This window comes from Parasphingorhabdus sp. (assembly GCF_039939955.1).
Classification (GTDB): Bacteria; Pseudomonadota; Alphaproteobacteria; order Sphingomonadales; family Sphingomonadaceae; genus Parasphingorhabdus.
On sequence record NZ_JBDVHS010000006.1, the window covers coordinates 429,230 to 442,807 of the forward strand.

The 13,578-nt window shown below is 53.0% G+C and carries 8 protein-coding genes; 4 read left to right on the forward strand and 4 right to left on the reverse strand.

Annotation, left to right across the window (positions count from 1 at the left end; genetic code table 11):
* Positions 1–70: 70 nt before the first annotated feature.
* Both ABJG22_RS13185 and nadB read left to right on the forward strand, forming a co-directional pair.
* Positions 71–1,009: an ABC transporter ATP-binding protein gene (locus tag ABJG22_RS13185; RefSeq protein ID WP_348020730.1), complete on the forward strand. Its 939-nt coding sequence runs from the start codon at positions 71–73 to the stop codon at positions 1,007–1,009.
* Positions 1,006–2,598: an L-aspartate oxidase gene (nadB, locus tag ABJG22_RS13190; RefSeq protein ID WP_348020731.1), complete on the forward strand. Its 1,593-nt coding sequence runs from the start codon at positions 1,006–1,008 to the stop codon at positions 2,596–2,598. The genes ABJG22_RS13185 and nadB overlap by 4 nt, the downstream gene beginning before the upstream one ends.
* Before the next feature lie 498 nt (positions 2,599–3,096).
* On the opposite strand, the gene ABJG22_RS13195 is transcribed toward nadB, so the two are convergent.
* Positions 3,097–5,301, reverse strand: coding sequence for an acylase (locus ABJG22_RS13195; protein WP_348020732.1), 2,205 nt, complete (start codon positions 5,299–5,301; stop codon positions 3,097–3,099).
* A 160-nt stretch (positions 5,302–5,461) separates the two neighbouring features.
* Between ABJG22_RS13195 and clpB the strand changes: the two genes are divergently transcribed.
* A complete protein-coding gene (gene clpB, locus ABJG22_RS13200; protein ID WP_348020733.1) occupies positions 5,462–8,041 on the forward strand; it encodes an ATP-dependent chaperone ClpB in 2,580 nt (859 codons plus the stop codon).
* A 517-nt stretch (positions 8,042–8,558) separates the two neighbouring features.
* Here the strand turns inward: clpB and ABJG22_RS13205 are convergent.
* Entirely contained in the window at positions 8,559–11,522 is a 2,964-nt protein-coding gene (locus ABJG22_RS13205) for a TonB-dependent receptor (protein ID WP_348020734.1), read from the reverse strand.
* A 332-nt stretch (positions 11,523–11,854) separates the two neighbouring features.
* Between ABJG22_RS13205 and ABJG22_RS13210 the strand changes: the two genes are divergently transcribed.
* The gene (locus tag ABJG22_RS13210) at positions 11,855–12,412 is read left to right on the forward strand and encodes a hypothetical protein (protein WP_348020735.1); all 558 of its coding nucleotides are present in this window, start codon (positions 11,855–11,857) and stop codon (positions 12,410–12,412) included.
* A 35-nt stretch (positions 12,413–12,447) separates the two neighbouring features.
* Here ABJG22_RS13210 and ABJG22_RS13215 read toward each other — a convergent pair whose 3' ends face one another.
* Together ABJG22_RS13215 and ABJG22_RS13220 are read right to left on the reverse strand one after the other, a co-directional pair.
* Positions 12,448–13,320, reverse strand: coding sequence for a M23 family metallopeptidase (locus ABJG22_RS13215; RefSeq protein WP_348020736.1), 873 nt, complete (start codon positions 13,318–13,320; stop codon positions 12,448–12,450).
* Entirely contained in the window at positions 13,317–13,526 is a 210-nt protein-coding gene (locus ABJG22_RS13220) for a DUF2093 domain-containing protein (RefSeq protein WP_348020737.1), read from the reverse strand. Before ABJG22_RS13220 ends, ABJG22_RS13215 begins: the two co-directional genes overlap by 4 nt.
* Between the last annotated feature and the right edge of the window lie 52 nt (positions 13,527–13,578).

Sequence of the window (13,578 nt, forward strand, 5' to 3'; positions counted from 1 at the left end):
CGCTGGCAAGCTCTCCATCAAAAATAGCAAAGCTTTTGATTATCCATGACAAGATGGTTATGCGAAGCGCATGACAAATGCAGCAATCTCGATCAAGAATCTCTCCAAAACCTATGCGGGGGGTCAACAGGCTCTCGATGACGTCAGTTTCGATGTACCCCGCGGTTCAATTTTCGGGCTTTTGGGGCCCAATGGTGCGGGCAAATCGACGCTAATCAGCATATTGTCCGGCATGGTACGCAAGACGAGCGGCAGCGCCAATATCTGGGGTTTCGATATTGATGATAGCCCGCGTAATGCCAAAGCATCCATCGGGATCGTGCCGCAGGAAATTATCTTTGATCCCTTTTTTACGCCATCTGAATCTCTAGAGGTTCAGGCTGGACTCTATGGCGTTTCAAAAGCCAAACGCCGGACGATGGAATTGCTTGAGGCGGTGCATCTCGGAGACAAGGCCAATGCCTACGCCCGCACTTTGTCGGGCGGCATGAAACGCCGCCTGTTGGTGGCCAAGGCGATGGTCCATTCGCCGCCAATTCTTGTGCTGGACGAACCAACAGCGGGCGTCGATATCGATCTCCGGCAACAGCTTTGGGAATATGTTCAAAAACTAAACGACGCGGGTGTCACGATTGTGCTGACCACCCATTATCTCGAAGAAGCAGAAAATCTGTGCGATCGCATCGCTATCATCAATCATGGCAAGCTCATCGCCAACAAACCAACCCCGGAGTTGGTCGATATGGCGCGTGAAAAGCTAGTCGAACTGACGCTGGACCGGGATCTCAGCGAGGATCAGGATGCCGCTGCCTTCAAGAATGAACTATTTGAAAAAACCGAATTCATCGGACCGCGCACGGTAGCGGTCACCTATAATAAGGACCGGACCAATGCCGGTGGTGTGATGGCGGCAGTACAGGAACGCGGCTTTGCAATTGTCGATGTCACGACGAGGGAAGCGGATCTTGAGGATGTGTTTCTCAATCTCACCCGTGCAAAAGCTGCATGAACCACGACGTTATCATAGTCGGTTCCGGCGCAGCCGGACTGAGCGCTGCAATCACCCTGGCCCGTACCCACAAAGTGCTGGTGCTAGCCAAGGGCGAATTGACAGGCGGCTCGACCGCTTGGGCACAGGGTGGCATTGCCGCCGTACTCGACGCGGGCGACACATTTGAAAATCATATTAATGACACGATGGTTGCAGGCGCGGGTCTAAACCGCCGTGAAACCGTTGAATTTGTGGTCGAAAATGCACCGGCTTCAATCGAACGTCTGGTTGATATGGGCGTACCGTTCAACGAGGAAGAGGAATCCCTTCACCTTACCCGGGAAGGTGGTCACAGCCATCGACGGATTGTCCATGTCGATGACGCAACCGGCTGGGCGGTGCAGGAAGCGCTGCAGAACACCGCTGCGGCGCATCCCAATATCACGCTACGGCCCCATATGGTGGCAATTGACCTGATCGTTGATCGTCATGCCGAGAAACCGACGGGCGCAAAAAATGTTTGGGGTGTTTACGCGCTCAATAATGAAACCGGTCATGTCGAAACTTTAACATCGCGCGCAACCATCATGGCGAGCGGCGGAGCGGGCCGTACCTATCTATTCTCCACCGCGCCACGTGGCGCTACCGGTGATGGTATTGCGATGGCCTGGCGTGCAGGGGCGCGGGTTTCCAATATGGAAATGATGCAGTTTCATCCAACCTGCCTCTACAATCTGGAGGTAAAAAACTTTCTGATCACCGAAGCTGTGCGTGGCGAAGGCGGGCATCTGAAATTACCGAGCGACGCGGGCGAAGAAGCCGGCGAACGCTATATGGACCGCTTTGACCCCGAACGCATGGAACTGGCACCACGCGACATTGTTGCCCGCGCCAATGACCATGAAATCAAGCGGCTGGGCCTAGACTATGTCCATCTCGATATCTCTCACCATGATCCGGAATTTGTGAAGGGCCATTTCCCGAATATCTATGACAAGTTGATCGGGCTGGGCATCGACATGACCACGGGGCCAATCCCTGTGGTGCCTGCGCAACATTACACCTGCGGCGGGATATTGATTGATCTGGCGGGCCGCACCGACCTGCCCGGCCTTTACGCCGCGGGCGAGGCCAGCGAGAGTGGGCTACACGGTGCCAACCGCCTGGCATCCAACAGCTTACTCGAATGTTTTGTCTTCGGAGATGCGGCCGCGCGCGACATTGCCGAGCATTGGGACGAGATGCCTGCCCCACCACCGATCCGGCCATGGGATGAAAGCCGGGTCACCAACAGCGATGAAGAAGTGGTGATCAAACAAACCTGGACCGAAATCCGTCGCTTCATGTGGAATTATGTCGGCATTGTCCGCACCACCAAACGCCTGGAACGGGCCCAGAACCGCATCAACCTGCTCCGTGAGGAGGTCGAGGAATATTACAGCAATTTCCGCGTGACCCAAGATTTGATCGAACTGCGAAACCTGATCGAAGTGGCCGACTTGATCGTCAAATCAGCGCTGGCGCGCAAGGAAAGCCGCGGCCTGCATTATATTACCGACTATCCGGATCTTTTGCCGGGGGCTGCGGATACGGTGTTGGTGCCTTAATCATGGGCCCTGTCTCTGAAACGTCCGTAAGCCTCCGCTTTTTTGGGGACGACCTCAATCCCGACGAACTAACGACAAAACTGGGGCGTGAGCCTACAATCGGAGTACAGATGGGTGGCACATGGTATACAGAACGCGGGGTGGCGAAGGTTGCGAGGACTGGATCTTGGCGGTTGCACGCTTCTCGTCTTTCGCCCGGTGATTTGGACAAGCAGATTCATTCTTTGTTGCAAGAATTGTCGGATGACCTCGAAACTTGGATTAATCTGACAAGCCGATTTCGCGCAGACGTGTTTACGGGGCTTTTCCTGAGGAATCAGAACGAAGGCATCAGCGTCAGTCCCGACACGTTATTGGCTATTGGGTCTCGTGGTTTAAAGTTGGATCTCGACATATATAGTCCTGAAACAGAATAGTTGATCAGTGGGTATAGAGCTCCGCATCAAGTGCGGAGCACAGTTCCCTCCTTGTACTCCGTACTTGATGCGGAGCTCTCTGCTACTTACGCCCGACCACCTTATCACTGGTCTTGTGCTGTTCCAGCTCGGCCGGATCAAACCACACCGGCTTCAGCTTCTTGTCGACAAACAGCTGCATCTGGTCGGTGTAATGGGGCGAGTCGGGGCGTGTGGTTGCGGCACCGAAGGGCTGGATCGAACGCGAGTGGACCTTGCCGTCCTTGGACCATTCGACAAACTGGATAAAGCTGTCGCCGTGACGTACCGATAGCCGGCCATCCTCTTCCACATCCCACAGGGTAGACGCACGGATCGTGTCATTGCCACCGTCCATCGGCAGATCGACCGTTCCCTGACGCATCCGCAGCACATCCGTCATCGGCGGATCAATCTTACCGAAATATTTCGTCAGATGATCGACGGTTTCTTCCAATATTTGTCGCGGGTCCGGAACGGCATCGCGATTATAGTGAGCCTTGTTGGCTGGACGCAGGGCCATTAATGCAAGCGCATCGGCCGAACCTTCGCCATCCAAGTCCCAGTCCCACCGCGCGAGTAATTCCTGCGCTTTAAGAAGTTTATCGCTGTCTTTCAGATCAAGCGCGGCAATCTTGTCCAACCAGTCTTTCGCATAGCCGGACTTTTCATAGCCCGTGTCATATTTGATGGTCCATAATTCTTCATCGGTAAGCGTGCCATCCTCATTGGCCTTTTCCAGCAACGCGATTGATCGGCGTGAGCGGTTGGTTTGATCATCCTCAACGCCGAGCAACGACGAAAAGTTGTCCGGGTTCAGTTCATCCCCCGGTCCCGCCGCGATATAGGGCGTGTTGTTGGCGTTCATGACATAACCCGAAGCCGGATTGACCAACGCAGGCACGCGGGTAAACGGAAGGGTATTCTGCCACAAGGCCGCGGAACTGTCGCCCGGCAATACCCCACGCCAGTTATAGCCTTCAGGCCGATCGGGGAACATCGCATTATAGTAGAGCCCAATATTGCCCTCGGCATCGGCATAGATGAAATTGGTCGCCGGAACGCCCTGCCCCGCCATTGCCGCCTGCCATTCATTGAAATTGCTGGCCTTGTTGATCCGGTAATATTGGGTCAGCATTTCCAATTGATCGATACCGGCGTAGCGGATTGCATAGGCTCCGCTCTCGTTCATAATCACCGGCCCGTGGATCGAACGATAGGCAACCTCCGGGTAAGGAATAACGAACGGACCATATTTGATCTTCAGCCAGACCCGCTTCTTTTCCAGCGGTTTCCATGCGCCATCAAAGCGATAGGCATCTTTCTCGTCGTTCAAGGTGAGCTTATAAATATCGATCAGATCCGGGCGGTTGACGGTGTTCGTCCAACCAAGATATTTATTGTGCCCGAGAAAAGGGAACGGCGATCCTGGGAAATTGGCTCCGGCGAAATCCCAACCCTCTTCGCTGTGTACAACCAGCTCATACCAGGCGACATTGCCGCGCAAAGGTTGATGTGAATTGGATATCAGCCGGGTTTTACCCTCGGGAGAACGATCCGGCGCAACCGCATAGGCATTGGAACCGTTTTCGTCGGGGTCAGGACCGACGGGCGTAGCCGCCTTATCATCAATAAGTTTGTCAGGGCTGAGCCGGTGAACCGACTTCTGTTCGGGCTGACCAGATAAACGCGGGCCGCCTTCACGCGTTAGCGGCTTGTTCTGCACCAATGCCTCAATCGGATTGTTAAGTCCGAAAAAGAACGGCGATCGCAACACGAAACCTGCGGCAATATCCCGACCATTGACCGGAAATAGCTTGGCTAGATCAATCTCTTCAGGGTGATCCTCGGCATAAGCATTGAGGCCAGAAGCATAGCCGGCAAGCACTGCACGGACGTCAGCTGGAAGGTCATCATATTGGCGATCCACCGTTCCATCCACATCAAGCAACGCTGCGATATAATCAATGGGCGCGCTGTCTGCGCCGTTGAGCGTCGCCATCCGGCCCCGCGCCATCGCGGTCACTTCCTGCAGCGTCATGAAATCATCTTCGGCATGGGCATAGGCCACGCCATAAGCGACATCGGCATCGGTCTTACCAAAAATATGCGGAACACCAAATTCATCGCGCACAATCCGGGCTTCGTAACTGCCTTCTGGCGGCGCCGCAGACTCTGAAACGCTCAATGGCTCCCATACCGCTAGACCGACGGCCACCAATGCAATGATAATGAGCAGACCAATGCCCCCACGCTTAAGCGTTTTCATATATTTCTTCCTCTCAGACGGCACCATTTCGTTGAGTGCACTGTTGTTGTAAAATGAGCCTATCATATAATTTCGTTGGAAAAAGACATGAATGTGGTTGTGTTGCACGACTACAACACCATATTCATGGTAGGAGACCAAGATTGAACAGGATGAACCGATGAACCTTGAGAAATTCACTGACCGCGCCAAAGGGTTTTTGCAGTCCGCTCAAACGGTTGCAATCAGAATGAGTCATCAGCAGATCACAGCCGCGCATATAGCCAAGGCATTGTTGGAAGACGATCAGGGCATGGCAGCCGGGCTTATCACCAAGGCAGGCGGCGATGCCAAAAAGGCACACCAGGAAATTGACGCCGCACTAGCCAAGATTCCTGCGGTTTCAGGCGGCGGAGCACAGCAAACACCCGGTCTGAACAATGATGCCGTTCGTGTCCTTGATCAGGCAGAACAAATCGCCGAAAAGGCCGGAGACAGCTATGTCACGGTCGAACGCTTGCTACTCTCATTGCTGCTATCGAAAGATACGGCAGCTGGCAAAGCGTTGCTCTCCTCGGGTGCCACCGCAGAAACTCTCAACAGCGCAATCAACGAATTGCGCGGCGGGCGGTCAGCCGACACGGCTTCGGCTGAAGATGCCTATGAAGCAATGGAAAAATATACCACTGACCTGACTCAGGCCGCACGTGATGGCAAACTCGATCCGGTAATCGGGCGCGACGAAGAAATCCGTCGGACGATCCAGATTTTGGCCCGCCGGACCAAGAATAATCCGGTCCTGATTGGCGAACCCGGCGTCGGCAAGACCGCTATCGCGGAAGGCATGGCGCTGCGCATTGCCAATGGCGACGTGCCAGACAGCTTGAAAGATCGCCGGTTGATGTCACTCGACATGGGCGCGCTCATCGCTGGCGCGAAATATCGCGGCGAGTTTGAAGAGCGCCTCAAAAGCGTACTCGATGAAGTGCGCGGTGCCCATGGCGAAATCATATTGTTTATCGACGAGATGCACACCTTGGTCGGTGCTGGCGCGTCGGAAGGCTCTATGGATGCGTCCAATCTACTCAAGCCAGCGCTCGCACGCGGTGAATTGCATTGCATCGGCGCAACCACCCTCAATGAATACCAAAAATATGTTGAAAAAGACGCCGCTCTGCAGCGTCGCTTCCAACCCGTATTCATCGGTGAACCAACCGTGGAAGACACGATTTCCATCCTCCGCGGACTGAAAGAGAAATATGAACTGCACCATGGGGTGCGGATAACCGACGGCGCTCTGGTTAGTTCTGCAACACTATCAAACCGTTATATTTCCGACCGTTTTCTACCGGACAAAGCCATTGACCTAATGGACGAAGCCGCTTCGCGTATCCGTATGGAGGTCGAATCCAAACCGGAAGAGATTGAATCGCTCGACCGCCGGATCATCCAGCTCAAGATTGAGCGGGAGGCACTGTCAAAGGAGAGCGACCAGGCATCCAAAGGCCGTCTAGAGACGCTTGAAAAAGAACTGGCTGAACTCGAACAGGATTCGACCGAACTCACGACGCGTTGGCAGGGTGAGAAGGACAAAATCAACGCCGAATCCCAGCTCAAAGAACAATTGGATCACGCCCGCCTGGAGCTTGAACAAGCCGAGCGCGCTGGTGATCTCGCCAAGGCTGGTGAGCTGAGTTACGGTACTATTCCTGATCTTGAAAAAGCGCTGGAAGAAGCTGCCGGAGCAACCGATGGCGCAATGCTGCGCGAGGAAGTTACCGATGAAGATATTGCGGCGGTCGTTTCCAAATGGACCGGTATCCCCGTCGACAAGATGCTCGAAGGCGAACGCGAGAAATTGCTAGCGATGGAAGAGCTGATCGGCAAACGTGTTATCGGACAGACCGATGCAATCGGAGCGGTATCTGCCGCCGTCCGCCGGAGCCGCGCCGGATTGCAGGACCCGAACCGGCCATTGGGCAGCTTCCTGTTCCTCGGCCCCACGGGTGTCGGCAAAACTGAGCTGACGAAAGCTCTTGCTGGTTTCCTCTTCGACGATGACCAAGCGATGATCCGCATCGACATGTCCGAATATATGGAAAAACACAGTGTGGCACGCCTGATCGGCGCCCCTCCAGGCTATGTCGGCTATGATGAAGGCGGTGTGTTGACCGAAGCCGTTCGCAGGCGTCCATATCAGGTGATCCTGTTTGACGAAGTTGAAAAGGCGCATGGCGATGTTTTCAACGTCCTGCTGCAGGTACTCGACGACGGACATTTGACCGACGGGCAAGGCCGGAAAGTTGACTTCTCCAATACGTTGATCATCCTGACTTCCAACCTCGGCAGCCAATATATGGCGAATCTTGAGGATGGTCAGAAAGTCAAAGATGTCGAGCCGCAAGTGATGGAAGTCGTCCGCGCGCATTTCCGTCCCGAGTTCCTAAATCGGCTGGATGAGATCATCCTGTTCCATCGGCTTGCCGAAGAACATATGGCACCAATTGTCGATATTCAGGTTCTACGGGTGCAGAAATTGCTCAAGGACAGGAAGATCGAACTAGACCTCTCCGATGCTGCCCGACGCTGGCTGGGGCGGGTTGGCTATGACCCGGTCTATGGCGCACGGCCGCTCAAACGAGCGATCCAGAAATATCTTCAAGATCCGTTGGCGGACCTTATCCTGCGCGGTGATGTGCCGGATAACAGCACGGTCAAGATTGACGAAGGTGATGGTGCGTTGAAAATGGAAACTCAATGAAAAACCCGTAATCCATGTCCACGCGGTCCGTTGTCGGCATATTAGCGGCAAGCCGCAGAGGAACGGCAATAACTTGAAGCCTTGCCAATGCCGTTAAACCTGCCCCAGAGATCGACAGATTGAGTTATCTGCCTGAAAATTAGATGAAGTCCGGAATACGAAGTTGATCCGCAACATATCGCGATCCGTGAACTCAACAGCCTGTTCCGCAAGATGACGATCTGTGATGCCTTACTGGACGACCGCATCAGCCAGACAAATGTGAGAAGAATAATGGGCAGGAACTTCTCATCGAAGTTCTGGGATAGATTAAACTATCATCTGCGCGATTCCGGCTATTGTAGAGCCTGAATCTCATCCTGGCGAAAAACACGGAGTACCGTGTAGCCTGCCGTCAAGAGATCACGGGTCAAACGATCATTCGCTGACCCGAAGCATCGATCCAAAATTTAGTGAGGCAATAAAAAAGGCGGGCTCGAAAGCCCGCCTTCTTTTTATCCGATGGGATCGGCTGCGATTAGAAGCGCAGACGAACACCAGTGTAGTAACGCCGGCCGAACACGTCGTAGACGTCAGCAGCGGTATCTGAACCAGTCACGTTGAACGGCGTACCGGTCAAGATGTTCGGAGCAGATTTATCGAGCATGTTATCAATACCAATGTAGAACTCGAACTGTTCGCTGATATAGAACGACGTGTTCATGTCCAGCAAGAAGTAAGCCGGTACCGAATGAGCCTTAGGTCCATTGAACTGGTCATCTTCATAAGATTTTCCGATGAACGTACCGGTAAACCCTACTTTGAAATCATCAGTCGAATAGGTTGCGTTCGCAGTGAAGCGATCTTTAGCCGTACCGATTTCACCAGCAGCAGGATCTGCATCCGCGTCAGGCAGTGAGAAGAAATCGTTCTCAATCACGTGCGTGTAGGCACCGCGAAGAGAGAGACGATCACCGTCGGTTAGGCCAAGTGGTGTGCTCCAAGTCGCAGTAACGTCAACACCCGAAGTCTTCAGAACAGCAGCGTTAACCTGCAAAGCGTTGATCAAATCGATCGAACCTGCGCTGTTAACGGCCGTTGCAGTCGGACGACGAACGATCAGATCACAAAATGTTGGATTTCCTTCTTCATAGCACTGTTGAAGCGAGAACTGCCGCGGGAAGCCCGAGATCACATCCGTGATTTTGATGTTATAATAATCGGCAGTGATCGTCAGGTTACCCAATGCAGGGATCGAACGTGGAGCAATAACGGCACCAACGGTCCAAGAGTCTGCGGTTTCTTCAAACAGGTCAGCGTTTCCGCCGTTGAAGCCGGAGATACCCTGGATATCAGGTTGGTTAAGCGTAAACGTACCGTTTGCTGCGATATTGGCTGCAACACCGGCATCAGCCCGGCAATTATCACCCAATGCGCCACCACCAGCTGCTCCAATACCTTCACAAGGATCGGTCAAGCCCGATGGGAATGTCTGCGAGAGACCCGCAAACAATTCACCGATGTTCGGAGCACGTACAGCACGAGCAAACGTACCGCGGATCCGAATGTCATCAATGGGCTGCCATGTACCGGTTACGTTGTAGCTTACAACCGAACCTACCGTAGAATAATCGGAAACACGAACGGCACCACCAATTTCCAGCAATTGGAAGAATGGAGTGTCAGCCAAAATCGGCGCCTTCACTTCAACGAATGCTTCCTTCACATCGAACGAACCGCTTGTATCCGGCAGAACGTTACCCGCGTTTAGACCTTGGTTTGTCAAAGCATCATTATCAGAGAAAGATGTTTCTTTCCGATACTCAACGCCGAGCGCAATACCCAGTGGACCAGCAGGCAGATCAAACAGGCTACCAGAGAGGTTACCCTGAAGAACCTGTTGTTTCAGGCCAGTTTGATAGGTGCCTTGCGCTTGGATGTAGTCAACCGCACCCTGCGAAATAGCACCGGCGCCGAATATATTAGCGGCGACACAGCCATTTGCGCGTGCTTCAACATCAATACAAATTGCATCAGTCGTTAGACCGTTGCCATTCACATCGTTAACATCCGTCATAACGGCAAGCGCGTTACGGAAGTTTACAACGTTTACCTGACCGGATGAAACCTGGTTTTCGTTAACTTGACCGTAGTTATAGCTCACGTCCCAGCGGAAGCGATCGTCAAACAGACCACCATCAAAGCCGACTACGAAGCGATAGAAATCACGCTCCGTCCGACCTGAACGTGGACCAAATTCTGCGAGACGACGAACAAAGCCGATGTCACGCAAGCCGTCGCCATTGCTGTCTGCTGCTGCATTTAGGATCTCAACAGGAACGAACGGATTAGCCACAATGGTAGCTGTACCTGGCAAGTAGTTTTCAACATTAAATCCGCCACCCGATGGAAAAATACCATTGGAACCACCTGATTCAAGTGGGAACGGTTCAATTTGACGCGCCGAAGACGTTTTGTTGAATGTGCCTTCAAAGAAAAAGTTCAAATCGTCGCTAAGCGCATATTCACCAGCTGCAGCAAACAAATAGCGTTGGACCGGCACAGCGAGTGTACGGAACTGCTGGCGGTTAAAGCCGTTGGGGCCAGTGCCAGAACCGATAGTGGCGGCACAGGTGTCACCATTCGTGGTGAAGCAATCCTGCAACTGACCGTTTGGATCGTACGTAAAGGTCCCAGCCGGAGTGATGAAGCGCCCCTGAGGTGGGAAGCTGGAAAAGAACGGTTCAGTGTCTGTACCCCAATCTCCACCAAAGTAAATTGAGTCCAGAGCATCAATCCGTGTATTCTCACGCTGACTGGAAAGCAGACCTTCTTCGTTCGAATAACCGAAGTGGACCATGATGTTGCCGTCACCATCAGCAAAATTTGTACCAGCGGTGAGGTTCATCTGATAGCGGGCGTCGTCCCCCCGTTCAGTGATACCATATTGGCCGTTGGCTTCAATGCCTTCAAAATTAGATTTGTAAACAAAGTTTACAACACCAGCAACAGCGTCCGAGCCGTATAGTGAAGAAGCGCCACCTGTTAGAATGTCGATGCGATCAATAAACTGGGTCGGAATGACGTTAAGATCAACAGTCGACGAACCTGCCAGCGATGCAACCACGCGGCGGCCGTTGACGAGAACCAATGTACGGTCTGAGCCGAGATCACGAAGATCGACCGTCGCAACACCCGTACCGGAAGTCAGGAACGCAGAGTTTGTACGACTAAGAGCAGGTGTACCGAAAACAGGATTTTCAAGGAGAAGTTCCTGAACGTTGGTGACACCAGAATCGTCAATTGTTTCGCCGGTGACTACCTGCAGCGGAGCAGCAGACTCGACCGTTGCCGATGCGATGCGCGAACCTGTAACAACAATCAATTCGCCAGGTTGTTCATCAGCGGCTCCAGCTTCCTGCGCGAACGCAGGCACGGATACCATAGCGATTCCAAGCACCATCGGTGCTACTGTCGCTTTTAGCTTCGTAAATTTTGTCATTATATTCCAGTCCCTTATTCTGGAGAAGTAAGCCACCATGACCTACCCCGGTTGTTGACCGACGGTAATCTATGCGCCCCAAACGCAATGATTGATCCGTCGAATTGCTGCTCCGATGCAGCAAGGAAGACCACCCTGTAAAGCTTCTGTTCAGGGAAACGGGCTGATTTTGTAAACAATGTAACTATTTTGCCACAGTTTTGTAACATGGGTCCAAACCATGTGTTTGGCGATTATTGGTTGTAGATTCTCTTGCTGACATTAAGTTCAAATTCACTATGCATTACAGATTGCATTCATATTTAGGCCATCGAGGCAGGACGGAGATCATCATGAACAATATCATTGGAAAGACAGCGTTAGTAAGCGGTGCAGCCTTGCTCACAGCCCTATCTTCATCTGCACTTGCCAAGGACGATGATAACAACGCCGCGCCGCCCGCAATTTTCCAAGCCGTTATTGATTGTAAGGAAACATCCGATCCGGCACAGCGCTTAGCCTGTTACGATGAAAAGGTAGCATCGCTAGCGGATGCGCAAGAAAGTCGGCAACTGGTTATCGCTGATCGCGAACAAATCAAGGAAGCGCGCCGTGGCCTATTCGGATTTTCGCTTCCCAAAATTCGGCTATTTGGCGGAGGGTCGGATAAGCAAGACAAAGAAGAACGCATCAAAGAACTACAAACAACCATCACATCCGCTCGTCAATTCGGTTACGGCAAATGGATTCTGACGCTGAAAGAAGGTGGCCGCTGGCAGCAGACAGATAGCATCCGACTAAACACCGCCCCACGAAGCGGCGACCCAATCACAATAAAAACCGGTGCGATCGGCAGCTATCTTGCCAAGATTAGTGGTCAACGCGCTATTCGGGTAAAGCGTATTGAATGAGCCAAGCTCGGTCCTTCTAAGCCGGGCCTCAAAAACTAGTCCATTGGCCCAGTCAGCAAAATCGGATCTATGCGCGCCTGCTTCCATTTCATCGACCAATGCAGATGTGGACCGGTTGCGCTGCCGGTTGAGCCAATTCGACCGATCGGTTCACCGCGTTTCACCACTTGGCCGGGCTTTACCAATATTTTCGAACTGTGCAGAAAGGCACTGTTCAGCCCCATACCGTGATCAATCATCAGCAGATTACCCTCCAGTGAGAACGGACGGGTGGCCGCTAGTGTAACAACACCATCCGCTGGTGCTACATAATAGGTGCCGGTTGGTGCGGCAATATCGATGCCGGTATGATAGCTGCCCGGCGTTCCATTAAATATCCGCTGATTACCGAACATACCGGAAACTCTGCCTTTGATCGGCCAAATGAATGCCTGCCTCCATCCGTCACTGTCGGTTTCCATCTGACGCGCGGCATTGATTTGGGCTAGTTCTGGCGCGCGGCGTTTTTTGAAAGCCGCACTAGCGGTGCGCGCCCGACGGTTGAGAGCGACATGTTCAATCTTCCATTTGCGCGGAGAGACATTGAAAAACTTTCTTACGGTTTCACCATTTTCCAGCGTTGCAATAAGCTGCGCCGCCTGCCCGGCATCGCGGTTGAACGCAATGATGAACTTGCCATCTTCATCCATCGGGACCAGCCTACCGTCAAAAGACAAGCTGCGTGTTCCAGCAGGGGCGTCACCGATCATCACGCCGCCCTGGATGGCTTCACCAGTGAAACCGAATTGAACCGCTTCCCGAAACGCCGACTGCTCAGCGCTGTCGGTTCCGGCATATACAATGGCAGCCGGGATAGAAGCCGCCGAGATCGTCAATAGGCAGAGTGTAGCCTTAAATCGCCCTATCACTGTTCACCTTCCGGCAGATGGGCGTGTGCCGAAATCTGTGCCGTGGCATAGGGTTCCTGTTTTTCAACGCTCCAATAGCGCAGCTCGTCCAAAGGGATGGCTTCTCCGCTAACCGCACAAAGAACATGATCGCCCGCAGAGAGCGGCCGGAAGCCATTGGGCATATAGTGCAGCTTTGCCACTTTATTGCGATTAGACATTAACATAGGACGTTCTTACTCCCCGAACCCTTTACCTGCGATTTACGGTCATGGATGA

Coding starts and splice junctions, on each gene's coding strand:
- ABJG22_RS13185 (WP_348020730.1), top strand. CDS start 71: ATGACAAATGCAGCAATCTCGATCAAGAATCTCTCCAAAACCTATGCG.
- nadB (WP_348020731.1), top strand. CDS start 1,006: ATGAACCACGACGTTATCATAGTCGGTTCCGGCGCAGCCGGACTGAGC.
- ABJG22_RS13195 (WP_348020732.1), bottom strand. CDS start 5,301: ATGAAAACGCTTAAGCGTGGGGGCATTGGTCTGCTCATTATCATTGCA.
- clpB (WP_348020733.1), top strand. CDS start 5,462: ATGAACCTTGAGAAATTCACTGACCGCGCCAAAGGGTTTTTGCAGTCC.
- ABJG22_RS13205 (WP_348020734.1), bottom strand. CDS start 11,522: ATGACAAAATTTACGAAGCTAAAAGCGACAGTAGCACCGATGGTGCTT.
- ABJG22_RS13210 (WP_348020735.1), top strand. CDS start 11,855: ATGAACAATATCATTGGAAAGACAGCGTTAGTAAGCGGTGCAGCCTTG.
- ABJG22_RS13220 (WP_348020737.1), bottom strand. CDS start 13,526: ATGTTAATGTCTAATCGCAATAAAGTGGCAAAGCTGCACTATATGCCC.